24 protein-coding genes are annotated in these 25,551 nt (G+C 65.3%); 17 read left to right on the plus strand and 7 right to left on the minus strand.

Going from position 1 to position 25,551, the window contains the following annotated elements:
* Positions 1-62: 62 nt before the first annotated feature.
* Together MJ205_RS23060 and mdeB are read right to left on the minus strand one after the other, a co-directional pair.
* Positions 63-1,268, minus strand: a complete 1,206-nt coding sequence (locus MJ205_RS23060; RefSeq protein WP_446715041.1) for an ABC transporter substrate-binding protein — start codon at positions 1,266-1,268, stop codon at positions 63-65.
* Positions 1,269-1,533: 265 nt separating this feature from the next.
* Positions 1,534-4,173: an alpha-ketoglutarate dehydrogenase gene (mdeB, locus tag MJ205_RS23065; RefSeq protein WP_239810527.1), complete on the minus strand. Its 2,640-nt coding sequence runs from the start codon at positions 4,171-4,173 to the stop codon at positions 1,534-1,536.
* 225 nt (positions 4,174-4,398) lie between these two features.
* On the opposite strand from mdeB, the gene MJ205_RS23070 reads away from it, so the two are divergent.
* From MJ205_RS23070 to MJ205_RS23080, 3 genes are read left to right on the plus strand one after another with little or no spacing between them, the layout of a single operon-like run.
* Positions 4,399-4,899: a YiaA/YiaB family inner membrane protein gene (locus tag MJ205_RS23070; protein WP_239810528.1), complete on the plus strand. Its 501-nt coding sequence runs from the start codon at positions 4,399-4,401 to the stop codon at positions 4,897-4,899.
* A gap of 35 nt (positions 4,900-4,934) precedes the next feature.
* Positions 4,935-5,411, plus strand: coding sequence for a hypothetical protein (locus MJ205_RS23075; RefSeq protein ID WP_239810529.1), 477 nt, complete (start codon positions 4,935-4,937; stop codon positions 5,409-5,411).
* 17 nt (positions 5,412-5,428) lie between these two features.
* Complete coding sequence (locus MJ205_RS23080; RefSeq protein ID WP_239810530.1) at positions 5,429-6,214, plus strand: DUF2145 domain-containing protein; 786 nt, start codon at positions 5,429-5,431, stop codon at positions 6,212-6,214.
* A gap of 22 nt (positions 6,215-6,236) precedes the next feature.
* Here the strand turns inward: MJ205_RS23080 and MJ205_RS23085 are convergent, their stop codons facing one another.
* Both MJ205_RS23085 and tgt read right to left on the minus strand, forming a co-directional pair.
* Positions 6,237-7,685, minus strand: coding sequence for a GGDEF domain-containing protein (locus tag MJ205_RS23085; protein WP_239810531.1), 1,449 nt, complete (start codon positions 7,683-7,685; stop codon positions 6,237-6,239).
* Between the two features lie 354 nt (positions 7,686-8,039).
* Entirely contained in the window at positions 8,040-9,212 is a 1,173-nt protein-coding gene (gene tgt / locus MJ205_RS23090; RefSeq protein ID WP_239810532.1) for a tRNA guanosine(34) transglycosylase Tgt, read from the minus strand.
* Between the two features lie 125 nt (positions 9,213-9,337).
* Between tgt and MJ205_RS23095 the strand changes: the two genes are divergently transcribed.
* Complete coding sequence (locus MJ205_RS23095; protein WP_239810533.1) at positions 9,338-9,823, plus strand: universal stress protein; 486 nt, start codon at positions 9,338-9,340, stop codon at positions 9,821-9,823.
* A gap of 66 nt (positions 9,824-9,889) precedes the next feature.
* Here MJ205_RS23095 and MJ205_RS23100 read toward each other — a convergent pair whose 3' ends face one another.
* Positions 9,890-10,423, minus strand: a complete 534-nt coding sequence (locus tag MJ205_RS23100; RefSeq protein ID WP_239810534.1) for a MarR family winged helix-turn-helix transcriptional regulator — start codon at positions 10,421-10,423, stop codon at positions 9,890-9,892.
* Positions 10,424-10,539: 116 nt separating this feature from the next.
* On the opposite strand from MJ205_RS23100, the gene MJ205_RS23105 reads away from it, so the two are divergent.
* From MJ205_RS23105 to MJ205_RS23165, 13 genes are read left to right on the plus strand one after another with little or no spacing between them, the layout of a single operon-like run.
* The gene (locus tag MJ205_RS23105) at positions 10,540-12,867 is read left to right on the plus strand and encodes a bifunctional salicylyl-CoA 5-hydroxylase/oxidoreductase (protein WP_239810535.1); all 2,328 of its coding nucleotides are present in this window, start codon (positions 10,540-10,542) and stop codon (positions 12,865-12,867) included.
* A gap of 12 nt (positions 12,868-12,879) precedes the next feature.
* Positions 12,880-13,653, plus strand: coding sequence for an SDR family NAD(P)-dependent oxidoreductase (locus MJ205_RS23110; protein WP_239810536.1), 774 nt, complete (start codon positions 12,880-12,882; stop codon positions 13,651-13,653).
* A gap of 23 nt (positions 13,654-13,676) precedes the next feature.
* On the plus strand, positions 13,677-14,531 hold the full coding sequence (locus MJ205_RS23115; protein ID WP_239810537.1) for an enoyl-CoA hydratase family protein: 855 nt from the start codon (positions 13,677-13,679) through the stop codon (positions 14,529-14,531).
* A gap of 1 nt (position 14,532) precedes the next feature.
* Complete coding sequence (locus MJ205_RS23120) at positions 14,533-15,708, plus strand: acyl-CoA dehydrogenase family protein (RefSeq protein ID WP_239810538.1); 1,176 nt, start codon at positions 14,533-14,535, stop codon at positions 15,706-15,708.
* A 59-nt stretch (positions 15,709-15,767) separates the two neighbouring features.
* On the plus strand, positions 15,768-17,399 hold the full coding sequence (locus tag MJ205_RS23125; protein ID WP_239810539.1) for a benzoate-CoA ligase family protein: 1,632 nt from the start codon (positions 15,768-15,770) through the stop codon (positions 17,397-17,399).
* A gap of 45 nt (positions 17,400-17,444) precedes the next feature.
* Positions 17,445-18,629, plus strand: a complete 1,185-nt coding sequence (locus MJ205_RS23130) for an ABC transporter substrate-binding protein (protein ID WP_239810540.1) — start codon at positions 17,445-17,447, stop codon at positions 18,627-18,629.
* 3 nt (positions 18,630-18,632) lie between these two features.
* Positions 18,633-19,553, plus strand: coding sequence for a branched-chain amino acid ABC transporter permease (locus MJ205_RS23135; RefSeq protein ID WP_239810541.1), 921 nt, complete (start codon positions 18,633-18,635; stop codon positions 19,551-19,553).
* Positions 19,546-20,556, plus strand: coding sequence for a branched-chain amino acid ABC transporter permease (locus MJ205_RS23140; protein ID WP_239810542.1), 1,011 nt, complete (start codon positions 19,546-19,548; stop codon positions 20,554-20,556). The genes MJ205_RS23135 and MJ205_RS23140 overlap by 8 nt, the downstream gene beginning before the upstream one ends.
* Positions 20,553-21,332 carry an ABC transporter ATP-binding protein gene (locus MJ205_RS23145; RefSeq protein WP_239810543.1) on the plus strand — a complete coding sequence of 260 codons (780 nt, stop codon included), beginning with the start codon at positions 20,553-20,555 and terminating at the stop codon, positions 21,330-21,332. Before MJ205_RS23140 ends, MJ205_RS23145 begins: the two co-directional genes overlap by 4 nt.
* Positions 21,332-22,042, plus strand: a complete 711-nt coding sequence (locus MJ205_RS23150; RefSeq protein WP_239810544.1) for an ABC transporter ATP-binding protein — start codon at positions 21,332-21,334, stop codon at positions 22,040-22,042. Before MJ205_RS23145 ends, MJ205_RS23150 begins: the two co-directional genes overlap by 1 nt.
* A gap of 1 nt (position 22,043) precedes the next feature.
* Entirely contained in the window at positions 22,044-22,499 is a 456-nt protein-coding gene (locus tag MJ205_RS23155; protein WP_239810545.1) for an acyl-CoA thioesterase, read from the plus strand.
* Between the two features lie 24 nt (positions 22,500-22,523).
* On the plus strand, positions 22,524-22,922 hold the full coding sequence (locus tag MJ205_RS23160) for a RidA family protein (protein ID WP_239810546.1): 399 nt from the start codon (positions 22,524-22,526) through the stop codon (positions 22,920-22,922).
* 7 nt (positions 22,923-22,929) lie between these two features.
* Positions 22,930-23,808: an alpha/beta hydrolase gene (locus tag MJ205_RS23165; protein ID WP_239810547.1), complete on the plus strand. Its 879-nt coding sequence runs from the start codon at positions 22,930-22,932 to the stop codon at positions 23,806-23,808.
* Positions 23,809-23,856: 48 nt separating this feature from the next.
* Here the strand turns inward: MJ205_RS23165 and MJ205_RS23170 are convergent, their stop codons facing one another.
* A complete protein-coding gene (locus MJ205_RS23170) occupies positions 23,857-25,059 on the minus strand; it encodes a phospholipase A (RefSeq protein WP_239810548.1) in 1,203 nt (400 codons plus the stop codon).
* A 65-nt stretch (positions 25,060-25,124) separates the two neighbouring features.
* On the minus strand, positions 25,125-25,550 hold the full coding sequence (locus MJ205_RS23175) for a hypothetical protein (protein ID WP_239810549.1): 426 nt from the start codon (positions 25,548-25,550) through the stop codon (positions 25,125-25,127).
* Between the last annotated feature and the right edge of the window lies 1 nt (position 25,551).

Consider the following 25,551-nt stretch of genomic DNA (forward strand, 5'->3'; position numbering starts at 1 on the left):
TGTTCATGCAAGAAAAATGCCTGGCATGGCCAGGCATCGTGGTGGTGGGAACTGGGCTCAGATCACTTCCACAGCGCGCACTTGGTTTCTTCCTTGGTCGTGAACACCTCGTCACCGGGCAGCTTCTTGACGATCTTGTAGTAATCCCAGGTGCCCTTGGATTCCTGCGGTGTCTTGACCTGGACCAGGTACATGTCGTGGATGTAGCTGCCGTCGGCGCGCAGGGTGCCCGCGCCAAAGAAGTCGTCCATCTTCATGCCGCGCCAGGTCTCCATCACCTTGTCGGCATCAGTGGTGCCGGCTGCCTGCACGGCCTTGAGGTAGTTCATCGTGGCCGAGTAGTCGGCGGCCTGTATTTCGGTGGGGCGGCGCTGGGTTTTCTTCATGTAGGCATCGGCAAATTTGCGCGATGCGTCATTCATGTCCCAGTACCAGCTGGTGACGAACTGCATGCCGGCGGTGTTCTTCAGGCCCAGGCTGTGGATGTCGCTGTAGAACACGAGCAGCGGCGCGATCTTCATCGTCTTGTCGATGCCGAATTCCTTGGCCGCCTTGATGGCGTTGATGGTGTCACCACCGGCATTGGCCAGTGCCAGTACCTGGGCCTTGGAGCTTTGCGCCTGCAGCAGGAAGGACGAGAAGTCGGAGGCATTGAGCGGGTGGCGCACGGCTGCAGCCACCGCGCCGCCCTTGGCCTTGATGACCTTGGTGGCATCGGCTTCCATCGCATGGCCGAAGGCATAGTCGGCCGTCAGAAAGAACCAGTTCTTGCCACCGCCCTCGACAATGGCGCCCGCCGCACCCTTGGACAGCGCCACGGTGTCATAGGCGTAATGGATGGTGTATGGCGTGCAGGCCTCGTTGGTCAGCGCCGAGGAGCCCGCGCCGTTGTTGATCATCACGCGCTTTTTCTCGTCCGCCACCTTGGCCAGCGCCAGCGCGGTGCCGGAGTTGGTGCCGCTGAAGATCATCGTCAGGTTCTGGGTGTCGATCCATTCGCGGGCCTTGCTGGCAGCGATGTCGGCCTTGTTCTGGTGGTCCACCACCAGCATTTCGATTGGCTTGCCCAGCACCATGCCGCCAAAGTCGTCAATGGCCATCTGGATGGCGGTGGCACCGCCCTTGCCTTCAACGTCGGCATAGAGACTGGACATGTCGGAGATGTAGCCGATCTTGACCTTGTCCTGCGCATGGGCGGTACCCATCGCGGCGGTCAGGCCGAGCAGTCCGAAGGTGGCCAGGGCTTGCGCCAGGCGAGTGCGTTGCATAGTTGCTCCTGATGTTTATGGTGTTGTGTCCATGCGGCTGCCGCATGGCTCCGATACTGGCATGCACAGCGCCGGGCGGTATTGGGGCAACCACGCGCTGCCCGGCTGCTGCCCGAGGGCAGGGAGGGCATAAAAATAGCTACCGGAGCCTTGTGAGAAAGACTTGGCAGCTATCAATTCAGGAGCTATACGCCTGTCTGGGCGCTTGTGCACACTGGCTTGGCTTTTTTGCGCACCCCTTTTTAGAACAGGTTCTTGATGAGGCTCAGGCCTGCTGGCTGCGCAGGTAGGTCTGCACGATGGCGGCGGCATCGACCGCAAAATGCTGGCGCAGGGCCGCGCGCGAATCGCTGCGGCCAAAGCCGTCCGTCCCCAAGGTGTAGTAATGCTGGCGCGGCAGGCCACGCTCATCGGTGGGCAGGTAGGCGCGCACCAGTTCGGGCAGCGCACGCACATAGTCGCTGGCGGCAATGATGGGGCCTTGCGAAGCCTCCAGCTGCTGCGCAAACCAGCTGGGTGCGCTGGCCTCACCGGCGCGCCAGCGCTCCAGCCGGGCCTCGCCATCGCGGGCCAGCTCAGCATAGCTGGTGACACTCCAGACATCGGCGGCCACGCCATGCTCGCGCTCCAGAATGGCGGCGGCCTTGAGCACCTCGCCCATGATGGCGCCGCTGCCCAGCAGCTGTACGCGGCGCGTGCTTTGAGCCGGGCCGCTCTGCAGCTGGTACATGCCCCGGATGACACCCTCATGGGCCTCGTGCGGCAGGCTGGGATTGGCCACGTTTTCGTTGGTGACGGTGATGTAGAAGAACTCGTCGCGCTGCTCTTGCAGCATGCGCTGCATGCCATGGTCGATGATGACGGCCAGCTCGCCGGCAAAGGCGGGGTCGTAGCTTTTGCAGTTGGGCACCGTGGAGGCGCTCAGCAGGCTGCTGCCGTCCTGGTGCTGCAGCCCTTCGCCGCCCAACGTGGTGCGGCCGGAGGTGGCGCCGATCAGGAAGCCGCGTGCGCGCTGGTCGGCGGCCGCCCAGATCAAATCGCCCACGCGCTGGAAACCGAACATGCTGTAGAAAATGAAGAACGGCAGCATGGCCGTGCCATGGGTGCTGTAGCTGGTGGCGGCCGCCGTCCAGGATGACAGCGCGCCCGCTTCGCTGATCCCTTCTTCCAGAATCTGGCCGCTGCTGTCTTCGCGGTAGAGCAGCATCGAGGCATTGTCCTCGGGCTGGTAAAGCTGGCCAAACGGCGCGTAGATACCCACCTGGCGGAACAGCCCGGCCATGCCGAAGGTGCGCGCCTCATCGGCCACGATGGGCACGATGCGCGGCCCCAGGGCCGGGTCCTTGAGCAGGTTGCCCAGCTGGCGCACAAAGGCCATCGTGGTGCTCATCGGCTTGCCATCGGCCTGCAGCGCAAAACCTGCGGTGGCCTCCAGGCCGGGCACGGCCACCGGCGAGGCCTGGCCTCTGCGCGCCGGCAAAAAGCCGCCCAGGGCCTGGCGCCGTGCGTGCAGGTAGCGCATTTCGGCGCTGCCATCGGCCGGTTTGAGGAAGGCAGCCGAGGTGGCTTGGTCGTCGCTCAGCGGCAGGTTGAAGCGGTCGCGGAACGCCAGCAGGTCCTCGGCGCCGAGCTTTTTTTGCTGGTGCGATGTCATGCGGCCCTGGCCCATGCTGCCCATGCCGTAGCCCTTCATCGTCTTGGCCAGCACCACCGTGGGCTGGCCGCTGTGCGCAGCGGCGCTGGCAAAGGCGGCATGGATCTTGACCGGGTCGTGCCCGCCCCGGCGCAGGCGGTCGATGTCACTGTCGGACAGGTGCGCCACCAGCGCAGCCAGTTCGGGGCTCTGGTTGAAGAAATGCTCGCGGTTGAAGGCGCCATCGTTGGCCGACAGGGTCTGGAACTCGCCATCGACGGTGCGCGCAAAGGTGCGGGCCAGCACATGGCTGTGGTCGCGGGCCAAGAGCGCATCCCACTCCGATCCCCAAAGGCACTTGACCACGTTCCAGCCCGCGCCGCTGAACAGCGCCTCCAGCTCATCGATGATGCGGCCGTTGCCGCGCACCGGGCCGTCGAGCCGCTGCAAATTGCAGTTGATGACGAAGATGCAGTTGTCCAGCCCTTCGCGCGCCGCCAGGGTCAGTGCCGCAATGGACTCGGGCTCGTCCATTTCGCCATCGCCAAAAAAGCCCCAGACCTTGCGGCCCGCGGTGTCTGCCAGGCCCCGGTCGGCCAGGTAGCGCATAAAGCGCGCCTGGTAGATGGCATTGATCGGGCCGATGCCCATCGAGCCGGTGGGAAACTGCCAGAACTCGGGCATCAGATAGGGATGCGGGTACGAGCACAGGCCCTGGATGCCCTGGCTGGCGGCCACCAGCTCCTGCCGGTAGTGCGCCAGGTTCTCTTCGCCCAGGCGGCCTTCCAGAAAAGCGCGCGCATAGACGCCTGGCGACGAGTGCGGCTGGAAGTACACCAGGTCGGCGGCCTGGTGGCCATCATCGGCGCGGAAGAAATGGTTGAAGCCGGTCTCGAACAGATCGGCGGCCGAGGCATAGCTGGCAATATGGCCGCCCAGCTCGCCATGGGCGGCATTGGCACGCACGACCATCGCCAGCGCGTTCCAGCGCAGGATGGCCGAGAGCTTTTTCTCCAGTTCCACATCGCCGGGGTAGGGCGGCTGCTCATCGACGGTGATGGTGTTGACGTAGGGCGTGTTGCCCGAAGGCTTCCAGGCCACATGGCGCTTGCGGGCGTGGGCCAGCAGCGCATCGAGCAGTGCAGCCGCCTGTTCCTTGCCCTGCGCGGAGCCATAAGCGGCCAACAGTCCGTCGAAGGCATCGCACCACTCGGCCAGTTCGGCCGGGTCAGCATGCGGGGTGGGGGGCTGGTGGTGGGGCGGCTGGCGCACGGCGGTCTCCTGTCTGGGTCTTGGTTTGAATGCTTGGGATCATGCCACGGAAGCCTTGGCCAGGCCCATGACCCCGGCGACAAGGAGCGGTCGTGAAGTATTGATTTTTGATACCTGTATCTTTTGAAAATGCTACCGGCATTAAATGCGGATGCTGGCGCCGCCGCCTGCCTGCATGATGGCGCCGTGTTCAACCAAAGCGGGGCCCCGTTGCTCCGACCCCCTATGTCTCAATCCTCCCACCCTGTTCAACGTGACACCCGTGCATGGCAATACCAGGTATGGATCTCGTTCGGTATTGCGATCTCGATGTGCGCGATCGGCCTGGCCTGGCTGCCAGGGCAACACCTGGAACAGGCGTTCATGGTGATGGGTTATATGTTCTGCCTCTCGGCCGCGTTCGTGCTGGCCAAGTTCGTGCGGGACAAGCAAGCGGACAGCAGCCAATCGGCCGGCGATACCCCCATGTGGCGCTTCGTGGTCTGGGGCGGTTTTGCGATTGCGATGGGCCTGACCGGCTGGGGCCTGTTGGGCATGGACATCAACCCTACCTACAAGGCCTTTCTGGGCGTCAGCTGGATGTACATGATCACCACCGCCTTCACATTGGCCAAGATGCTGCGCGACAAGCATGAATCCGATCTGGCCATGGCTATCCACCGTGCTCGCAGCATGCGCAGTGTGCCCCGCGACCCGGACGTGGGCACCCCCCAGGAGCGCGTGTGAGCGCCCATCTGATGCAGCCAACTCGGGAGCAGCACATGTTCAGTCCTACTTTCAGCCAATGGCAGCGCCGTGCTGCAGATGCGCTGGCCAGCACCGCCCTGGTGCTGGCATTGGCGGCCGCTCCGGCGGTCCAGGCACAAAGCGATGCGTCGTTGATGCTCTCGGCCCTGCCGATTGCATCGGTGGTCGTGGGCACGGCAGCCTCGGTAGGCGCATCGACCAGCGTGGCCGCCCTTCCGGTCGCCCTGTCGGTCGATGGGGCCCGGCTCATCGTCAAAGGTGTGCAGGCATCGGCCAAGGGGACGGTCTGGCTGCTCGAGAGCGCATCGGATGGCGCAGCGGCCAGCATTGAGCTGTCGGCTGGCGCATTGGGCGCCAGCGCCGCCGGTGTGGGCACGGCCATCTTCGTCAGTGTGGTGGGTGCCGGCGTGTTGCTGTCAGCCGCTGGCGAGGTGATCGCCTTTATCCCCAATGAGGTGGGTAAGGCGCTGCTCTACAACGAGCGTTTGTGACAACGAGGGAGGCAAGCATGTTGACATCTTTACGCCTGGGCCTGTTCGCCGCTGCATGGCTGGCCGCCACGGCCGCCCAGGCCGGCCGCAGCTGTGAGGCGCAAAAGCCCACGCTCGACAGCGTGCGCCAAAGCCTGACTTTGGCCCAGCATGTCGCGCAGGCACTCGATGCCAGTGGCGCGCAGGTGGTGCTGCTGGGCCGCCAGGGCCAGGACCTGCGCAAATACCAGCTGCAGTTCTCGCACATGGGCTGGGCCTACAAATCGGCCACCGGCGATTGGCGTGTGGTGCACAAGCTCAATGACTGTGGCACGGCCGCCTCCCATGTCTACCGCCAGGGCCTGGGCGAGTTCTTTCTGGACGACCTGTGGCGCTACCAGGCCGTGATGGTGGTACCCGCGCCGGCGGTGCAGCAAAAACTGCTGCTGGCGCTGTCGGCCAACGCCCAGCCCCTGCAGCTGCATGAGCCGCGCTACAGCATGCTGGCCTATCCGTGGAGCCAGCGTTACCAGCAAAGCAACCAGTGGGCGCTGGAGACCCTGGCCCAGGCCATGGCCCCCCAGACCGTGCAGGACCGGGGCCAGGCGCAGGCCTGGTTGCAGCTGCAAGGCTACCAGCCCAGTGATTTGCGCATAGGTGCAATGACACGGCTGGGCGGCCGCATCACGCGCGCCAATATCGCCTTTGACGACCACCCGCCCGAGAAGCGCTTTGCCGGCCATATCGAAACCACCACCGTGGATTCGGCCTTGCAGTTCATGCAGCGCAGCGGGCTGGCATCTGCGCCGGTGCTGCTGCGCTGAGCCCGCCAGCCCGCACGGATGCCTAGCGTGGCGCCGTCCAGACCGCGCAATCGCGGCCCCGGGCCTTGGCCTGGTAGAGCGCCAGGTCCGCCTCGCGCAGCAAGTCTTCGAGGCTGTCGCCAGGCTGCAGTGCTGCGCTGTAGGCCAGGCCGATGCTGAGGGTGGCCTGCAACGGCTCGTGGTGGGCCGTCTGAAAGTGGCCGCTGCGCACGGTCTGGCACAGGCGATCGGCGATCGCGGTGGCATCGTCGAAGCTGATATGGGGCAGCACCACGGCGAATTCCTCACCACCGACGCGGCCCAGCACATCCTGCGGACGCAGGGAGTCGGTCAGCACCCGGCTGACATCGCGCAGCAGGCGGTCGCCGCTGGCGTGGCCATGGTTGTCGTTGACGCGCTTGAAGTGGTCCAGGTCCAGCATCAGCACTGCTGCCGAGCTGCCTTCATGGGTCAGGCGCTTGAGCAGGACGTGGCTGGCCTGTACGAAGCCATTGCGGCTGAGCACATCGGTCAGGCTGTCGTGGTGGGCCTGGTAGCGCATGCGGTGCAGCAACTCGGCGCGCGCCGCATGGGAGCCGGCCACCGACAGGGGCCCCAGGATCAGCATCGTGATGCCCAGGCGCAGGCTGGCGACATCAAGCACATTGGCCGGGATGAACCCCACAATGTTCGATATCACGATGACCTTGGTCACAAACACCACCATCGTGATGATGGCCGTGGTCAGGATGCGGTAGGACAGCGCGCACCACAGCAGCGCAGGCAGCGAGAACACCAGAGAGCCGACCTTGTTGCCCACCAGGTAGCTGCTCGTCTCCAGCACCACGACGGCCAGCGCGGGCAGCATTTTCAACGCCCAGAGGCGGCGCTCCTGCGCGGCGGCCGCGCTGCGTGCCGATGGCAGCGCCAGCAAAAATGGCAGCAGCACCATGGCATTCATCCATTCGCCTGTCCACCACATCACTACCGCCTGGGTGACCGACAGCTCAAAGGCCCAGGCACTGATCGGCCCACCAATGAGGGCCGATGCCAGCGACGCCATGCCGCTGGCGAAGAACACCAGCAACGCGGAATACTGGCCTTCCATCTGCAGATCGCGTTGCGACTGCCGGCGCAGAAACAGCCATCCACAAATGGCGCCGCAGAGGTTGGCGGTGGTAAAGCCCAGTGAGTGCCACAGCGCAGTGCCGGTGATCAGATCGGCCAGCACGAAGCTGGCGAAAAGCGCCGCTATTGCTACCGGACGCACCAGTTGGGGGTAGCGCAGCAACAGCACCAGCACGATCTGGTTGGCCGGCCAGAACACCGACAGGTAGCCCAGTGGCCGCAGCAGGATGCCCACCATCGCTGCCGCAAACACGGCCATACTGGCGCAGAGCAGCAAGCGACCGCTATAGGGTTGCTCCAAGGGGTGGACGGACGACGCGGTCGGCATGGGAATGAGGGGGATGGGCGAAATATACCCGCTCATGGACACAGATATCGGTGCGACCTTGTGGGCGAGTCGCGCATTGCCTGGCAGACCGAGGGCCGTTGCGGCGCAACGCTTTCGCGACGTTTTGCTCAGTCAATAACCTAAGTCAATCACTGTTGCTTCCAAATTGGAAGCTACAAGACCATGCCAGCAGGTGCATCACTTGAGAAAACGCAGCTGCCAAGCAGCGCGGTGGCTGCAGGCAGCTGCGGCCTGCAGCCAGGCGCGAAGCGGGTGAGGGTACGGTGTTGTAGGTTACGCAGTGGCTGTCAAGCGCTTCGCATCGCTGTCTCGTGGTTCCCACGCTTTGGGCCGCGCGGCCTTGCTGGCCTCGCGCGGTGAAGCTGCTGCCTAGATACCGCGGGCCCGGTCCGATTTGAACTGCGCACGGAACTGGGCAAAGCTGCCGGCATCGAGCGACTGGCGCACTTCCTGCATCAGGTTCAGGTAGTAGTGCAGGTTGTGGATGGTGGTCAGCATCGGGCCCAGCATCTCACCGCAGCGGTCCAGGTGGTGCAGGTAGGCGCGGCTGAAGCCGTCGCGGCCGCCATCGTCCCAGCTCACACCGCTCTTGCCGGCGCAGGCGTGGCAGGTGCACGAGGTGTCGATGGGCTGGTGGTCGGTCTTGTGGCGGGCGTTGCGGATCTTCAGGTCGCCATAGCGGGTGAAGATGGTGCCGTTGCGCGCATTGCGGGTCGGCATCACGCAGTCGAACATGTCCACGCCGTCGGCCACACCTTGCACCAGGTCCTCGGGCGTGCCCACGCCCATCAGGTAGCGCGGCTTGTTGGCGGGCAGCAGGTGGGGCGTGTGCTGCATGATGTCCAGCATCTCGTCCTTGGGCTCACCCACCGAGACACCGCCCACCGCGTAGCCGGGGAAGTCGATCTCCAGCAGGCCTTGCAAGGACTCCTCGCGCAGGTGCTTGAACATGCCGCCCTGCACAATGCCGAACAGCGCGTTGGGATTGCCCAGGCGCTCGAACTCTTCCTTGGAGCGCTTGGCCCAGCGCCGGCTCATCTCCATCGACTTGCGCGCCTCGGCCTCGGTGGTCTTCTTGCCGTTGGTCTCGTACGGCGTGCACTCGTCGAGCTGCATGACGATGTCCGAATTCAGAATCGTCTGGATCTGCATGCTGACCTCGGGCGACATGAACAGCTTGTCGCCATTGACCGGGCTCTGGAAATGCACGCCTTCTTCGGTGATCTTGCGCATCGCGCCCAGCGACCAGACCTGGAAACCGCCGGAGTCGGTCAGGATGGGCTTGTCCCATTTCTCGAAACCATGCAGGCCGCCAAAGCTCTTCATCACATCCAGGCCCGGACGCATCCACAGGTGGAAGGTATTGCCCAGAATGATCTGGGCGCCCATTTCCTCCAGGCTGCGCGGCATCACGCCCTTGACGGTGCCATAGGTGCCTACCGGCATGAAGATGGGGGTCTGCACCACGCCATGGTTGAGCGTGAGCGTGCCACGGCGTGCGTGGCTGGTGGGATCGGTTTTGAGGAGGTCGAACTGCAGCATAACCCGTCATTTTCGCAGATGTGCGGTAGTTGACGGCGCGGCGGGTTTCGCAGGTCCGTCTCTGACACAGGGGGCGCAGGCAGGTCGCTACACTGGGCTGATCTTTCACTGCCAAGGAGAAGCCCATGCTCAACATCATGATCGCCGTCGACGGTTCGCCCAACTCGCTGCAAGCGGTACAGCACGGCGTGCAACTGGTGCAGCTGGGCCTGCGCGCCCATGTCGTGGTCGCCCATGTGCAAAAGGAAGCCAGCTTTCTGGAGCTGGCCACGCAGGATTCGGAGCTGATCGCCAACGCCAGCCTGGAGGCCGGCATGGACCTGGTCGCCCCGGCGCTCGATGTGTTGCGTCTGGCCGGTGTGTCCTATGAGGTGGAGATCCGGTTGGGCGACATCCATGCCACGTTGCTGGATATCGCCGAGGAGAAGGGCTGTGGCCTCATCGTGATCGGCGCCACTGGCGAGAGCACGCTGGGCAGCATTCTGATCGGTTCGGTCTCGCGCGAGGTGGCGCGCCACAGCCGGGTGCCGACCACGATTGTCAAGATGCCCGAGGTGCTGGAGACCGGTGAGGCCGATGGCGACCTCAGCCAGGCCGATACCGCGATGTAACTCCCGCTGAGGGAAAGAGAGCCTGCGGATCAGGGCGGTCCGCAGGCTCTCTGTCATTGGGGGGGGTCAGCCGGCCACCTGCTCCGCGCGCTGGCCCACGATTTGCCGCAGCGCGCCCAGCTGGTCATACAGCTCGCGCGCGGCATCCGCGCCCAGCGGCGCCAGCAAATGCTCCAGCCACTGTTCGTGCGCCTTGGCCATGGCAGCGAACTGCTTTTTTCCGCTGCGCGTCAGGCGCACCGTCATCGATCGGCGGTCCTCGTCATCGGCCACCCGCTCCACCCAGCCTTCGGCCACCAGCTGGTCCGTCAGGCCCGTGATGTTGCCGCCGGTGACCATCAGGTACTCGGACAAGGTCTTCATGCGAAGGCCCTTGGGAAAGCGGCTGAGCTGGGCCAGGTAGTCAAAGCGCGGCAAGGTGGTGGCGAACTGGGTGCGCAGCTTGCTGCGGATCACCTGCTCGATCTGGGTGCTGCAGGTCATCAGCCGCAGCCACAGGCGCACGGCCTGGTGTTCATCATGGGCGAGACCGGCCTCGCGGCCAGCGACGCCGCCGCCAGTATCGGAGGGGGAATTGCAGAGGGTTTGCATGTCAGCCATGGCGCCCATGGTGCAGTACCGCAGGCGGCTCCAGTGATAGGGTAAGTTCGTATTTTAGTGAATTATTTATGCATCAATAATTTAGTTATAAAGTATTTTTCAGGACGATCCTGGCCATGAAAATTGTCTGCATAGGCGGTGGCCCCGCCGGCTTGTATTTCGCGCTGCTGATGAAGCAGATGGACCCCGCGCATGACGTGACCGTGGTGGAGCGCAACAAGCCCTATGACACCTTTGGCTGGGGGGTGGTGTTCTCCGATGCCACGATGGACAACATGCGCGAGTGGGACCCGGCGACGGCGATGCAGATCGAGCAGGCCTTCAACCACTGGGACGACATTGAGCTGCTGTTCAAGGGCCGCAAGATCCGCTCGGGCGGCCATGGCTTTGTCGGCATCGGCCGCAAGCACCTGCTCAACATCCTGCAGGCGCGCTGCGAGCAGCTCGGCGTCAAGCTGGTGTTCGAGACCGATGTGCAGTCCGACGAAGACTATGCCGATGCCAACCTCATCATTGCCAGCGATGGCGTGAACTCGCGCATCCGCACTAAATACGCCGAGGTGTTCAAGCCCGATATCGTCACCCGCCCCAACCGCTTTATCTGGCTGGGCGCCAACAAGGTCTACGAGGCCTTCACCTTTGACTTCGTGCGCACCGAGCACGGCTGGTTCCAGGCCCATATCTACCAGTTCGACGACAAGACATCGACCTTCATCGTCGAGACCACCGAGGAGACCTGGAAGGCCTGCGGCCTGGACACGGCCGACCAGGAGCAATCGATCGCCTTCTGCGAGAAACTGTTTGCCGACAACCTGCAAGGCGCGCGGCTGATGACCAATGCCCGGCACCTGCGCGGCTCGGCCTGGATCAATTTTCAGCGCGTGGTCTGCGACCAGTGGTGGCTGCAAAACGCCAAGGGCAGCCATGTGGTGCTGATGGGCGACGCTGTGCACACGGCGCATTTCGCGATTGGCTCGGGCACCAAGCTGGCGATCGAGGATGCGATTGAGCTGGCGCGGCAGTTCCAGCAGCTGGGCGATGGCAAGGCGCAGATCCCTGCGGTGCTGGAGGCCTACCAGGCGCTGCGCCGGGTGGAGACCTTGCGCATCCAGAACGCCGCCTGGAATGCGATGGAGTGGTTCGAGGTCTGCGGCAAGCGCTACTGCGACCAGCTGGAGCCCGAGCAGTTCATGTACTCGATGCTGACGCGCAGCCAGCGCATCAGCCACGAGAACCTGCGCCTGCGCGATGCCGCCTGGCTCGGCGGTTATGAGGCCTGGCTGGCTGCGCAAAACGGGCTGGCGGTGCAGGCCAAGGCGCCGCCACCGATGTTCCTGCCCTATACCTTGCGCGGCCTGACCTTGAAGAACCGCATCGTGGTCTCGCCGATGGCGCAGTACTCGGCCGTCGACGGCGTGCCGGGCGACTACCACCTGGTGCACCTGGGTGCGCGGGCGATGGGCGGCGCCGGTCTGGTGTTTGCCGAGATGGCCTGCGTCAGCGCTGAGGGTCGCATCACCCCCGGCTGCCCGGGCACCTACACCGAGGCACAAAAGCAGGCCTGGCAGCGCATCAGCGACTGGATCCACCACCACACCGATGCCAAGTTTGCAATGCAGATCGGCCATGCCGGCGCCAAGGCCTCCACCCGCCTGGCCTGGGAAGGTACGGACCTGCCATTGACCGAGGGGAACTGGCCGATCATCTCGGCCTCGCCCCAGCAGTACCTCGAAGGCGTGAGCCAGATCTCGCAGGCGATGAGCCTGGCCCAGATGGACGAGGTCAAGCAGCAGTTTGTGCACGCGGCCCAGATGGCCGCCGAGGTGGGTGCCGACTGGCTGGAGCTGCACTGCGCCCACGGCTATCTGCTGTCCAGCTTTATCTCGCCGTTGACCAACCACCGGGACGATGCCTATGGCGGCAGCCTGGAGAACCGCCTGCGCTACCCGCTGGAGGTGTTCCGGGCCGTGCGCGCTGTCTGGCCGCAGGAGCGGCCGATGTCGGTGCGCATCTCCGCCCATGACTGGGTGCCTGGCGGCATCACCCCCGATGATGCGGTAGAGATTGCCAAGGCCTTCAAGGCGGCAGGCGCGGACCTGATCGACTGCTCGTCCGGCCAGGTCAGCAAACAGGAAAAGCCGGTCTATGGCCGCATGTTCCAGACCCCTTTTGCCGACCGCATCCGCCAGGAGGCGGGCATTGCGACGATGGCCGTCGGCGCGATCAGTGAGGCCGACCATGCCAACTCCATCATCGCCGCCGGCCGCGCCGACCTCTGTGCGGTGGCCCGCCCGCACCTGGCCAACCCGGCCTGGACCTTGACCGAGGCGGCCAAGATTGGCTACACCGCCATCGCCTGGCCCAAGCCCTACTTTGCCGGCAAGCGCCAGATGGAGAGCCTGTTCGAGCGCGAAAAGGCCCAGCAAGCGGCCGCCGGCCACTGAGGAGCAAAGCAGATGGCGACGAACAGCTTGCAAGGACAACATGCGCTGGTGACCGGCGCCGGCCAGGGCATTGGCGAGGCCGTTGCGCGCCAGCTGCTGGCGCAGGGCGCGCGGGTGACGGTGCTGGGCCGCCGGCCTGAGCCGCTGCAAAAACTGGTGGATGCCTTTCCGGGGCAGTGCCAGCAGGTGCTGGCCGATGTGGCGCAGGAGGCCGAGGTGGTGGCGGCCTTTGCGCAGGCCGTGGCCGCCTTTGGCGCTGTCCAGATCCTGGTGAACAACGCCGGCCAGGCGCAGAGCGCGCCCTTCATGAAGACCGACGCCCAGCTCTGGTCGCAGATGCTGGCGGTGAACCTGACCGGCACGATGCTGTGCATGCAGCAGGTGCTGCCGGCGATGCAGGCGGCGGGCTATGGCCGCATCGTCAACGTGGCCAGCACCGCAGGCCTGACCGGCTATGCCTATGTGTCGGCCTATGTGGCGGCCAAGCATGGTGTGGTGGGCTTGACCCGGGCGCTGGCGCTGGAAGTGGCGAGCCGCGGCATCACCGTCAATGCCGTGTGCCCGGGCTATACCGAAACCGATCTGGTCAAGACCAGCCTCGACCGCGTGGTGGCCAAGACCGGCCGCAGCCCCGAGCAGGCCCTGGCCGAATTTGTGCGCAACAACCCGCAGGGCCGCCTGGTGCAGCCGCAGGAGGTGGCCGATGCCGTCGTCTGGCTCTGCGGCAAAGGCGCTGGCGCGATGACCGGACAGGCCATTGCGGTGGCTGGCGGCGAAGTGATGTGAACCCCGAATCTGTGGAGACAGGCATGAGTGACTACCGAATCGACCCCGCGCTGGTGGCGGGCAACCACCAGCAGCTGGCCGGCTACCAGGCACAGCATTTTCTGTGGCAAGTCCATGCCGGCGTGGCAACGATCACGCTCAACCGGCCAGAGCGCAAGAACCCGCTGACCTTTGATTCCTACGCCGAGCTGCGCGACCTGTTCCACCGCCTCAAGTGGGCGCAGGATGTGAAGGCCGTGGTGCTGGTGGGCGCCGGTGGCAACTTCTGCTCGGGTGGCGATGTGCATGAAATCATCGGCCCGCTGGTGGCCCTGAAGGCGCCCGAGCTGCTGATGTTCACCCGCATGACGGGCGAGCTGATCAAGGCCATGCGCGCCTGTCCGCAACCCATTATTGCCGCCGTCGATGGCATCTGTGCCGGCGCTGGCGCGATCATGGCGATGGCCTCGGACCTGCGGCTGGGCACGGCGCGCAGCAAGACGGCGTTTCTGTTCAACCGCGTGGGCCTGGCCGGCTGCGACATGGGCGCCTGCGCCTTTCTGCCGCGCATCATCGGCCAGGGCCGCGCCAGCGAGCTGCTCTACACCGGCCGCAGCCTGGGCGGCGAAGAGGGCGAGCGCTGGGGCTTTTTCAACCGCCTGGCCGAACCCGAAGCGCTGCTGGAGCAGGCGCAGAAGATGGCCGCCGACTTGGTCGCTGGCCCCAGCTTTGCCAATGGCATCACCAAGACCATGCTGCACCAGGAGTGGGCGATGACCATTGACCAGGCGATCGAGGCCGAGGCGCAGGCGCAGGCCATCTGCATGCTGACCGAAGACTTCAAGCGCGCCTACGAGGCCTTTGTGGCCAAGCAAAAGCCGCAATTCCAGGGGAACTGACATGGCCGACACCCGTTACCTGCAATGGCCGTTTTTTGAGCCGCGCCACGCCGAGCTGGCGCAGACGCTGGATGCCTGGGCCGCCCGGCATGTGGCCCATGTGCACAGCGGTGACACCGACGGCGATTGCCGCGCGTTGGTGCAGGCGCTGGGCCAGGCGGGCTGGCTGCGCCATGCAGTGGCTGGCGAGGCGCATGGCGGCGCGGCCGCCCAGATCGACACCCGCGCCATCTGCCTGATCCGCGAAACCCTGGCGCGCCACAACGGCCTGGCCGATTTTGCGTTTGCGATGCAGGGGCTGGGCTCGGGCGCGATCAGCCTGGCAGGCACGGAGGCGCAGAAGGCGCGCTACCTGGGCCGGGTTGCACGGGGCGAGGCGATTGCGGCCTTTGCGCTGTCCGAGCCCGATGCCGGATCGGACGTGGCCGCCATGGCCTGCGCCGCCCGCTTGGACGGCGACCACTATGTCATCGACGGCGAAAAAACCTGGATCTCGAACGGCGGCATTGCCGACTTCTATGTGGTGTTTGTGCGCACCGGTGAGGCACCGGGCGCGCGCGGCATCTCCGCGCTGATCGTGGATGCGGATACGCCCGGCCTGGAGATTGCCGAGCGCATCGATGTGATCGCGCCGCACCCGCTGGCGCGGCTGCGCTTCAGCGGCTGCCGCGTGCCGGTGGGCCAGCGCCTTGGCGCGGCGGCCGAGGGCTTCAAGCTGGCGATGCGCACCCTGGATGTGTTCCGCACCTCGGTAGCGGCCGCTGCGCTGGGCTTTGCCCGCCGTGCGCTGGACGAGGCTTTGCAGCGGGCCACCAGCCGCCGCATGTTCCAGGGCGTGCTGGCCGATTTCCAGCTCACCCAGGCCAAGCTGGCCCAGATGGCCACGCAGATCGACAGCGCCGCGCTGCTGACCTACCGCGCCGCCTGGCAGCGCGACCAGGGCCAGAGCGTGACCAGCGAGGCGGCGATGGCCAAGATGACCGCGACCGAGAACGCGCAGCAGGTGATCGATGCGGCGCTGCAGATGTGGGGCGGCCTGGGCGTCGTCAGCGATCAGCCGGTCGAGCGCCTGTACCGCGAGATCCGCGCACTGCGCATCTACGAAGGGGCGACCGAGGTGCAGCAACTGATCATCGCCCGCGAGCTGCTCAAACAAGTGGCGCCCACCGCGCCTTGACCACTGACCAGTACCTGGACTCCGGTCCTGGTTTCCGCCTTCAGCCTGGAGTTTGCGAGATGTCTGCCACGCCCTATACCGCGCATATCGACCGCTTTGCCGCCACGCATCTGCCGCCGCCCGAGCTGCAGCCGGAGTACCACTTTGACCTGCCCGAGCTGCAGTTCCCCGAGCGCCTCAACTGCGCCGCCGAGCTGCTGGACCGCCATGTGGCCGAAGGCCGGGGCGAGCGCCTGTGCCTGCAGGCACAGGGTGTGCGCTGGACCTATGCCGAGCTGCAGGCCCAGGCCAACCGCATCGCCAACGTGTTGACCGCGCAGATGGGTCTGGTACCCGGCAACCGCGTGCTGCTGTGCGCGCCCAACAACCCGATGATGGTGGCGAGCTGGTTTGCCGTGGTCAAGGCGGGCGGTATTGCAGTGGCGGCCATGCCGCTGCTGCGCGCCAAGGAGCTGGGCACCATCATCGAGATCGCCCAGATCAGCCATGCGCTGTGCGATGCGGCCTTGCAGGCCGAGGTGCAGGCGGCGCAGGCAGCGCAGCCCTGCTTGCAGGCGGTGTGCTATTTCAATGGCGCGGGCCTGCCGGCTGCGCAGGCGCTGGAGCCGCTGATGGCCCAGGCTTCGCCGCATTTCGCCACGGTGCAGACGGCGGCGACCGACACCTGCCTGCTGGGCTTTACCTCGGGCACCACCGGGGTGCCCAAGGCGACGATGCACTTTCACCGCGATGTGATGGCCATCTGCGCCTGCTGGCCCCGCCATGTGCTGCGGGCCGAACCCGACGACGTCTTCATCGGCAGCCCGCCGCTGGCCTTTACCTTTGGCCTGGGCGGCCAGGTACTGTTCCCGATGGCGATTGGCGCCTCGATGGCGCTGCTGGAGAAGGCGGGACCGGTGCAGCTGGTCGATGGCATCGAACAATTTGGCGCCACCGTGGTGTTCACCGCGCCGACCTCGTACCGCGTGATGGCCCAGCAGGGCGAGCGGCTGCGCCAGACCCGGCTGCGCAAATGCGTGTCAGCCGGCGAGGCCTTGAATGCCTCGACCCGTGCGCTGTGGAAAGCCGCGACCGGCATCGAGATCATCGACGGCATCGGCTCGACCGAGATGCTGCACATCTTCATCTCCCACCGCGAGGAAGAGGCCCGGCCCGGTGCCACCGGCCGCGCCGTGCCCGGCTACCGTGCCAAGGTGGTCGATGAGCAGGGCCAGGAAGTGCCGGCCGGCACGGTGGGCAAGTTGGCCGTGCAGGGCCCCACCGGCTGCCGCTACCTGAACGACAGCCGCCAGACCCAGTATGTGCATGCAGGCTGGAACCTGACCGGTGACGCCTATGTGATGGATGCGGACGGCTATTTCATTTATCAGGCCCGCACCGATGACATGATTATCTCCTCGGGCTACAACATCGCCGCGCCCGAGGTCGAAGACGCCTTGCTCGCGCATGCGGCGGTGGCCGAATGCGCGGTGATCGGCCTGCCCGACAGCGAGCGCGGCCAGATCGTCAAGGCCTTTGTGGTGCTGCGGCCGGGCTTTGCGGCCGATGCGGACATGGTCAAGACCTTGCAGGATTTCGTCAAAAGCACGGTCGCGCCCTACAAATACCCACGGGCCATGGATTTTGTCGCGCAGCTGCCGCGCACGGCTACGGGAAAACTACAACGGTTTCGGCTGCACAGCCCGGCATAGTAGCGGCTCGTTAGATTTTTTTGGCACACCAACCAGGGAACCAGCATGAAGCGTCATCCATTGCATCGCAGTCTTGTGAGTCTGTCCATCGCGCTGCTGTGCGCCAGCAGTGCCAGTGCGGCCGACCAGGTCAAGGTGGGATTGCTCAGCACCTTGTCCGGGCCCGGCGCGGGTCTGGGCACCGATATCCGCGACGGCTTCCAACTGGCCGTCAAGCACATGAACGGCAAGATCGGCAACCTGCCCGCCGAGGTGGTCGTGGTCGACGACCAGCAGAACCCCGAGGTGGCCAAGCAGACGGCCGAGCGCCTGCTCAAACGCGACAAGGTCGATTTCATGACCGGCACGGTGTTCTCCAACGTGATGCTGGCGGTGGGACCGGCCGCGTTCCAGAACAAGACCTTCTTCATCAGCCCCAATGCCGGGCCGTCACAGTACGCCGGCGCCCAGTGCAACCCGTATTTCTTCAATGTCTCGCAGCAAAACGATGCGCTGCATGAGGCGGCTGGCCAGACCATGCAGGACAAGGGCTTCAAGCGCGTGGCGCTGATTGCGCCCAACTACCCGGCAGGCAAGGATTCGATCGCCGGCTTCAAGCGCTTCTACAAGGGCGAGATCGGCATGGAGACCTATACCTCGCTGAGCCAGCTGGACTATGGCGCCGAGATCTCCAAGATGCGCGCGGCCCAGGTCGATGGCGTCTACATCTTTCTGCCCGGCGGCCTGGGCGTGAACTTCATCAAGCAGTTTGTCGGTGCCGGCCTGTCCAAGGACATCACCCTGTACGCCCCGGGCTTCTCGGCCGATGAGGACGTGATCCGTGCGGTGGGCGACTCGATGCTGGGCACCTTCAACACGTCGCAGTGGGCGCATGACCTGGACAATGCCGCGAACAAGAAATTCGTCACCGACTTCCAGAAGGAATTTGGCCGTATGCCATCGCTGTATGCATCGCATGGCTATGACGCTGCGCGCCTGATGGATGCGGCGGTGCGCGATGTCAAGGGCAAGCTCGATGACAAGGCGGCCTTGCGCAAGGCCATCGAGGCGGCCAAGTTCGAGTCGGTGCGGGGCAGCTTCAAGTTCAACAGCAACCATTTCCCGGTGCAGGACTACTACCTGCGCGTGGTCACCAAGGACAGCCAGGGCAAGCTGACCAACCGCACGGTGGGCACGGTGTTCAAGAACCACCAGGATGCCTACGTCAAAGACTGCAAGATGCCGTCCTGATCGATGAACACCATCCTGATTCTTGAGCAGTTGCTCAACGGCCTGCAGTTCGGTTTGATGCTGTTCCTGCTGGCCGCCGGTCTGACCCTGGTGTTCGGCATCATGGACATGATCAACCTCGCCCATGGCTCGCTCTACATGATCGGCGCCTACCTGGTGGCCAGCTTCAGCCAGGCCATCGGCTCGTTCTGGCTGGGCCTGGGCCTGGGGGTGCTGGCTACCGTGGTGGTGGGCGTGCTGCTGGAGTACACGATCCTGCGCCGCCTCTACCACCGCGACCACCTGTCGCAGGTGATGGGCACCTTTGCGATCCTGCTGATGAGCAACGAGATCGTGCGCATCATCTGGGGCGCGCAGCCGCTGATGCTGAACCCGCCGGCTGCGCTGGCCGGGCCGGTGATGTTGATGGATGGTTTTTCCTACCCCGCCTACCGCCTGCTGATCATCGGTGTGGGCCTGGCCGTGGCCTTGCTGCTGTGGCTGTTGGTGACCCGCACGCGTTTTGGCATGCAGGTGCGCGCTGGGGCCGCCAACCGCGAGATGGCCACGGCGATGGGTGCCAATGTGCGCCGGCTGTTCACCCTGGTGTTTGCGCTGGGCGCTGCGCTGTGTGCGGTGGCCGGCGGCATGCTGGGGCCGCTGCTGGCGGTGCAGGTGGGCATGGGCGAGAGCATTCTGATCCTCGCCTTTGTCGTGATCGTGATTGGCGGCATCGGCTCGATCCGCGGCGCGCTGCTGGGCGCCTTGCTGGTGGGCCTGGTCGACACCGCCGGCCGTACCCTGGTGCCCTTGTTGTTTGACAGTGCCTTGGGCCCCGAGGTGGCGGCCAACGCTGGCCCGGCCGTGGCCTCGATCCTGATCTATGTGCTGATGGCTGCCGTGCTGTTCTATAAACCCCAAGGTCTGTTCCCCGCCCATGACTGACACCACCGCCCCCCGGCCCGCTGCGGCCCAGGCCACGCCAGCGGCGCAGCCCAGCGTCTTCGACCACCGGCTGCGGCCCCGGCTGGTGCTGCCTTTGCTCGCGCTGCTGATCGCCTTTCCGCTGATCGCCCAGGCGATGGGCGAGGACTTCTACATCGGCGTGGCCAGCCGGGTGCTGGTGTTTGGTCTGGCGGCCGCCAGCCTTAACTTCATCCTTGGCTTTGGCGGCATGGTGAGTTTTGGCCATGCGGCTTTTGTCGGGCTGGGCGCCTATGCCGTGGGCCTGCTGATGCAGCAGGGGGTGACCTCCGCCTGGCTGGCCTGGCCGCTGGCGATGCTGATGGGCGCGGCGTTTTCGCTGCTGGTGGGCGCGATCAGCCTGCGTACCCAGGGCGTGTACTTCATCATGATCACCCTGGCCTTTGCGCAGATGCTGTACTACCTGATCATGTCGTTCAAATCGCTGGGTGGCGATGACGGCATGTCGCTGCCCGGCCGCTCGGAGATGGGTCTGGGCCTGGATCTGGCGCAGGATGCCACCTTCTACTATGTGGTGCTGGCGCTGGTCAGCATCAGCCTGCTGCTGATGGCGCGGGTGCTCAATGCCCGCTTTGGCCATGTGCTGCAGGCCATCAAGGAGAACGAGACCCGCATGCAGGCCATTGGCTTTCCGGTCTACCGCTACAAGCTCGTGGCCTTCACACTCGCCGGCGCCTTTGCCGGGCTGGCCGGCGCGATGCTGGCCAACCAGGGCAGCTTTGTCGGCCCCGGCATGCTGCAGTGGACCCAGTCCGGCATTCTGCTGATCATGGTCATCCTCGGCGGTGTCGGCCATTTGTATGGCGGACTGGTGGGCGCAGCGGTGTTCCTGCTGCTGGAAGAAGTGCTGGCTGCCTATACCGTGCACTGGCAGCTGGGGCTGGGCGCCGTGCTGCTGATCGTGGTGCTGGTGGCCCCCAATGGTTTGCTGAGCCTGCGGCGCGGCATGTGGAGCAAGCGATGAGCACGGCCAAGATGCCAACCCCGTTGTTGCAGGTGCAGAACCTGGTCAAGCGCTTTGGCGGCCTCACCGCTACCGACCATGCCAGCTTTGCGGTGCACAGCGGCCATATCCATGCGTTGATCGGGCCTAACGGCGCCGGCAAGACGACCCTGATCCACCAGCTGTCGGGGGCGCTGGCGTCCGATGCGGGCCAGATCCTGTTTGCCGGCGAGGCGGTGGAGCGCAAGCCCATGCCTGCGCGGGTGCAGGCCGGCCTGGTGCGTTCCTACCAGATCACCAGCATCTTCAAGCGCCTGACGGTGCTGGAGAACATTGCACTGGGCGTGCAGGCGCGCGATGGATCGAGCTGGCGCTTCTGGCGCCCGGCGCGCAGTGAAAGCGCGCGCTATGCGCAGGCGGCCGAGGTGGCCGAGCGCGTAGGCCTGGCTGCCCAGCTGCAGCACACCGCGGGCTTGCTGGCACACGGCGAGCAGCGCCAGCTGGAGGTGGCACTGGCGCTGGCCACAAGGCCGCGCATGCTGTTGCTCGATGAGCCGATGGCAGGCATGGGGCCTGACGAATCCGAGCGCATGGTGCAGTTGCTGCTGCAGCTGCGCCAGGACACGACCATTCTGCTGGTGGAGCACGACATGGATGCGGTCTTCCGCCTGGCGGACCGCATCTCGACCCTGGTGTTTGGCAAGGTGATTGCCACCGGCACACCCGACGAGATACGGCGCAACCCGGATGTGCGCCGCGCCTACCTGGGCGACGAGGCTGCAGAGGAGGCCGCCTGATGACTGCATTGCTGGAAGTGGATGCCTTGGAGACCTGCTACGGTAGCAGCCAGGTGCTGTTTGGCATGCACCTGCACATGGCGGCGGGCGAGGTGGCGACCTTGCTGGGCCGCAATGGCATGGGCAAGACCACCACCGTGCGCAGCCTGCTGGGCATGACCCCCGCGTCGGCCGGCACGGTGCGGTTTCGTGGCGAGCGCATCGAGCACCTGCCCGCGGACCGCATTGCGCGCATGGGCATGGCGGTGGTGCCCGAGGGCCGGCAGATCTTTGCCAACCTGACGGTGCAGGAAAACCTGCAGGCCTTTGCGGCCAACCGCAATGCCTCGGAGAACCCCTGGTCGCTCGACCGCGTCTACCAGCTGTTTCCGCGCCTGGCCGAACGCGCCGGCAACCCCGGCAACCGGCTCTCGGGCGGTGAGCAGCAGATGCTGGCCATTGGCCGGGCGCTGATGACCAACCCGCATCTGCTGATTCTGGACGAGGCCACCGAAGGCCTGGCGCCGCTGATCCGCGAGGAGATCTGGCAGTGCCTGGCGGCCTTGCGCGCACAGGGCCAGGCGATTTTGGTGATCGACAAATACGTCAAGCGGCTGATGGCGCTGGCTGACCGGCACACCTTGATCGAGCGCGGCCAGGTGGTGTGGCAGGGCAGCTCGGCCCAGCTGGAAGCGCAGCCCGCACTGTGGCAGCGCTATATCGGGGTCTGACATGGCAGCCTTGACCTGGCCCGAGAACGGCGCCGTTTTCCGCGTGGCCACCGGCATCCGCTTTGCGCAGTGCGACCCGGCAGGCATTGTGTTTTATCCGCAGTACCTGCTGCTGTTCCAGTCCCTGGTGGAAGACTGGTTCAACCAGGCGCTGCACTACCCCTATGCCCAGATGCTGGGGCCCGAGCGTACCGGGCTGCCCATCGTGCACCTGGCCTGTGATTTTCGGGCCATTGCCCGCATGGGCGACGCGGTGCAACTGGAGCTGGCCGTGCTGCGGCTGGGCAGCCGCTCGCTGCAGCTGGCGCTGCGCTGTGCCGGCGATGATGGCGCGGTGCGGGCGCTGGCCCACCAGGTGCTGGTGTTCACCAGCCTGGACAGCCATGAAGCCATCCGCATTCCCCCGGCCATCCAGGCCCGCATCGCGCGCTGGATGGCGGCGGAATGCACCGTCTGAGATTTGTTCGCTAAAGGAGGCGCAATGCAAGTACTACTTCCCCCAGGTTGGCCCCGGCCCAAGGGCTATGCCAATGGCGTGATGGTCAGCGGCCGGCAGATTTTTGTCGCCGGCATGATTGGCTGGGATGCGCAAGGGGTGTTCCACACCGATGACCTGGCCGGCCAGGTGCGCCAGGCGCTGCAGAACATTGTGGCAGTGCTGGAAGAGGGCGGTGCCAAGCCCGAGCACATTGTGCGCATGACCTGGTACATCACCGACAAGCAGGCGTATATGGCCCAGCAGGCGGAGATCGGCAAGGCCTACCGCGAGCTGATTGGCAGCTTCAACGCCGCGATGACGGCAGTGCAGGTGGTCGCCTTGATCGAGGACCGGGCCAAGGTGGAGATCGAGGTCACCGCCGTGGTGCCCGATGCCGGCTGAGCAGACCATGGCCGCCAGCCCGCCACCCAGGCTGTACCGCGATTTTGAATCGCAGGCGCAGATTGATGCGCAGTACGACACCACGCGGCCGGTGGCCGACCCGGCGGCTGCCCGCCAGCATTTTGCCGAGCGCAGCGCCCAGGCGCGTGCGCAACTGCGCTGCGTGCTGGATGTGCCGTTTGGCCCGACCTTGGCAGAGACGCTCGATATCTTCCCTGCAGCGGACGGGGCACCCGCGCCGGTGTTCGTGTTTCTGCATGGGGGCTACTGGCGGGCCAATACCTCCAAAGAGTTCAGCTGCGTGGCCCTGGGGCCGCAGGCATTGGGTTTTTGCACCGTGGTGATGAACTATGCGTTGTGCCCGCAGGTCAGCATTGATGAAATCGTGCGCCAGTGCCGCGCCAGCCTGGCCTGGGTGCTGCGCCACATTGCTGCCTATGGCGGCGACCCGGCGCGGGTGGTGGTGGGAGGGCATTCTGCCGGTGGCCAGTTGGGTGCGATGTGCCTGCAAACACGCTGGGCGCGCGACTATGGCCTGCCCGATGACCCGCTGCGCGGCGCGCTGCTGGTCAGTGGCCTCTATGACCTGGCACCGCTGCGTTACAGCTATCTGCAGCCGATGATCCAGCTCGATGAGGGACTGATTGCCCGCAACTCGCCCGCTTTTGCGGCCAGGCGCTGCGCCAGCCCCATGCACCTGGTCTGGGGCGGGCGCGAGCAAACGGAGTTTGAACGCCAGTCAATGCTGATGCACAGCGCCTGGCTGGCAGCGGGCAATGTGGCCGAGCAGGCCGCGCTGGCCGACTGCGACCATTTCACGGTGCTGCATGGGCTGGAAGATCCGCAGTCGGATCTGTGCCAGCGCTTGTGGCGACTGTCTAACTGAAGATCCTCTTGGGAAACAGAAAACGTCTGCAGCGCAGACGTTCCCTGTTTAGAAGTCCAGCAGGCTGAAGCCCAGCGAGAACACCGTCCGCTTGTAGTTGTAGTCGATCAGGCTGTCACCATAGCCGTGGAAGACCTGGGCATGCAGGCGCAGGTTGCTCTTGCCGCCCATCCAGCCATCACCCAAGGTATGCATCCATTCCACGCGGCCGGAGCCCTTGCCGTGGCCGTTGAGCGAGCCGCGCGCCGTCACACCCATCCAGTTGCGCTGGTTCACGTTCCAGCCCAGTTTCAGCTCGCTGCGGCCGATGTAGTTCTGGATATTGGGGTTGTTGTCGTCTTCCGCACTTTCGTTGATGCGGTGCCAGATCTTCGCCTGCAGCTGCAGGCGGTTGTCCAGCTCGAACCCGGTCATCAGGTAGGTGCGGTTCCAGCTGCGCGAGAGCGGGTCGCTCTGGCCATTGGACTGGTGCTCCAGGCCAATGCCGCTGTAGCGCCAGCGCCAGCCAAACGGCAGCTGGGCGGTGGTCGGGTAGACGTAGAAGATCTCGGGCTGGTGGTCGGTGGTGCGGAAAGGGCGCGACAGGTCCGAGTTGAACACCTGCCAGTACGACAGGCCCGTGTAGCCAATCCACAGCGAATCACGCAGCTTGCCGTTGGGGTCCGTCAGCAGGTTTTGCGCCAGCTTGGTGCGCACCGACAGCTGGATGCGCATCTCCTGCTTCTGGTAGTCCGTCTCGGTCGTGGCCGAATTGACGGGGTTGAGCGAGCTGGGCTGGCGGTTGACCTTGTCGCCGACGGCAAACGATACCGACAGAGGGCGGTAGCCACGGAAGCTGAAGGTGCCGCAGTCGGTACCGGCCTCGAGTTCCCAGAAGCGCGACATCTCGGTGTAGCCGTCGTTGCGGCAGCCACCGATGGGCGCGGGCGCGGGTGCGTCTGCGGCGGCCAGCGCACTGGCCGGAGGGGTCAGGCCGACCATCGCATTGGCCGAGGCGGCAGGCGTGGTGGCCACGGCCTGCCCTTGCGGGCTGGCCAGGGGCTGCTGCGACTGCTGCTGCGCCCATTGGTCAAAGCAGGCCAGGCGGGCGTTGCCGTCGCTGAGCGCGGTGCACTGCTGCCACACGGTTGGGGTAGGCGCCGAGCTGCTGGCAGCGGCCGGGGTTTGCGCGAAGCTGCCCAGCGGCAGACCGGCCATCAGCAGGCTCGCCGCCAGCGGGGCTGGCGAGCGCAGAAATTTTGTTGTTGTCATGGTCGAGGAAGGAGAGGTAGGACGCGTGGCTGGGACGGCTGCGCGGTTGTCCATTATTGCGGCGATTAAGGCGTTTTCGATGGCTTGCGCATGACGAATGCGTGGCTGTTGTCGTTGGCATCCAACCATTCGCCCCGGATCTCGCGGCCGCAGCTGCCGTCGACCACTTCGCCCAGCCAGCTGCCCGAGACTTTTTTGCCATCGGCGGACTCTTCCATCGTCAGCTTGCCCTTGTCTACATCACCGACGACGATGGCCGTGCCGCCGGGCCGCTGGATCTGCCCTTTGACGGTGCCGTTCCATTCGGGGTGGGGCGCCAGCTGCAAAGTTACCGGACCGGGCAGGCCGGGCAGTTCGGCCTGCCACAGGCCCAGCAGCTCTGGCTGCTCCATCTGCATGGCGGTAGGACAGGCGGGGCGGGTGGCTGGGGCGCTGGTGCAGGCGCTGGCCAGTGCAGCGCAGAAAGCGCTCAGGATCAGGGTCTTGGTCATG

This window comes from Comamonas sp. B21-038 (assembly GCF_022387135.1).
GTDB lineage: Bacteria > Pseudomonadota > Gammaproteobacteria > Burkholderiales > Burkholderiaceae_C > Comamonas > Comamonas sediminis.

What these genes read in the sequence shown, in the direction of transcription:
- MJ205_RS23060 (WP_446715041.1), bottom strand. Translation starts at nt 1,268, where the DNA reads ATGCAACGCACTCGCCTGGCGCAAGCCCTGGCCACCTTCGGACTGCTC.
- MJ205_RS23070 (WP_239810528.1), top strand. Translation starts at nt 4,399, where the DNA reads ATGTCTCAATCCTCCCACCCTGTTCAACGTGACACCCGTGCATGGCAA.
- MJ205_RS23075 (WP_239810529.1), top strand. Translation starts at nt 4,935, where the DNA reads ATGTTCAGTCCTACTTTCAGCCAATGGCAGCGCCGTGCTGCAGATGCG.
- MJ205_RS23080 (WP_239810530.1), top strand. Translation starts at nt 5,429, where the DNA reads ATGTTGACATCTTTACGCCTGGGCCTGTTCGCCGCTGCATGGCTGGCC.
- MJ205_RS23085 (WP_239810531.1), bottom strand. Translation starts at nt 7,685, where the DNA reads ATGAGCGGGTATATTTCGCCCATCCCCCTCATTCCCATGCCGACCGCG.
- tgt (WP_239810532.1), bottom strand. Translation starts at nt 9,212, where the DNA reads ATGCTGCAGTTCGACCTCCTCAAAACCGATCCCACCAGCCACGCACGC.
- MJ205_RS23095 (WP_239810533.1), top strand. Translation starts at nt 9,338, where the DNA reads ATGCTCAACATCATGATCGCCGTCGACGGTTCGCCCAACTCGCTGCAA.
- MJ205_RS23100 (WP_239810534.1), bottom strand. Translation starts at nt 10,423, where the DNA reads ATGGCTGACATGCAAACCCTCTGCAATTCCCCCTCCGATACTGGCGGC.
- MJ205_RS23105 (WP_239810535.1), top strand. Translation starts at nt 10,540, where the DNA reads ATGAAAATTGTCTGCATAGGCGGTGGCCCCGCCGGCTTGTATTTCGCG.
- MJ205_RS23110 (WP_239810536.1), top strand. Translation starts at nt 12,880, where the DNA reads ATGGCGACGAACAGCTTGCAAGGACAACATGCGCTGGTGACCGGCGCC.
- MJ205_RS23115 (WP_239810537.1), top strand. Translation starts at nt 13,677, where the DNA reads ATGAGTGACTACCGAATCGACCCCGCGCTGGTGGCGGGCAACCACCAG.
- MJ205_RS23120 (WP_239810538.1), top strand. Translation starts at nt 14,533, where the DNA reads ATGGCCGACACCCGTTACCTGCAATGGCCGTTTTTTGAGCCGCGCCAC.
- MJ205_RS23125 (WP_239810539.1), top strand. Translation starts at nt 15,768, where the DNA reads ATGTCTGCCACGCCCTATACCGCGCATATCGACCGCTTTGCCGCCACG.
- MJ205_RS23130 (WP_239810540.1), top strand. Translation starts at nt 17,445, where the DNA reads ATGAAGCGTCATCCATTGCATCGCAGTCTTGTGAGTCTGTCCATCGCG.
- MJ205_RS23135 (WP_239810541.1), top strand. Translation starts at nt 18,633, where the DNA reads ATGAACACCATCCTGATTCTTGAGCAGTTGCTCAACGGCCTGCAGTTC.
- MJ205_RS23140 (WP_239810542.1), top strand. Translation starts at nt 19,546, where the DNA reads ATGACTGACACCACCGCCCCCCGGCCCGCTGCGGCCCAGGCCACGCCA.
- MJ205_RS23145 (WP_239810543.1), top strand. Translation starts at nt 20,553, where the DNA reads ATGAGCACGGCCAAGATGCCAACCCCGTTGTTGCAGGTGCAGAACCTG.
- MJ205_RS23150 (WP_239810544.1), top strand. Translation starts at nt 21,332, where the DNA reads ATGACTGCATTGCTGGAAGTGGATGCCTTGGAGACCTGCTACGGTAGC.
- MJ205_RS23155 (WP_239810545.1), top strand. Translation starts at nt 22,044, where the DNA reads ATGGCAGCCTTGACCTGGCCCGAGAACGGCGCCGTTTTCCGCGTGGCC.
- MJ205_RS23160 (WP_239810546.1), top strand. Translation starts at nt 22,524, where the DNA reads ATGCAAGTACTACTTCCCCCAGGTTGGCCCCGGCCCAAGGGCTATGCC.
- MJ205_RS23165 (WP_239810547.1), top strand. Translation starts at nt 22,930, where the DNA reads ATGGCCGCCAGCCCGCCACCCAGGCTGTACCGCGATTTTGAATCGCAG.
- MJ205_RS23170 (WP_239810548.1), bottom strand. Translation starts at nt 25,059, where the DNA reads ATGACAACAACAAAATTTCTGCGCTCGCCAGCCCCGCTGGCGGCGAGC.
- MJ205_RS23175 (WP_239810549.1), bottom strand. Translation starts at nt 25,550, where the DNA reads ATGACCAAGACCCTGATCCTGAGCGCTTTCTGCGCTGCACTGGCCAGC.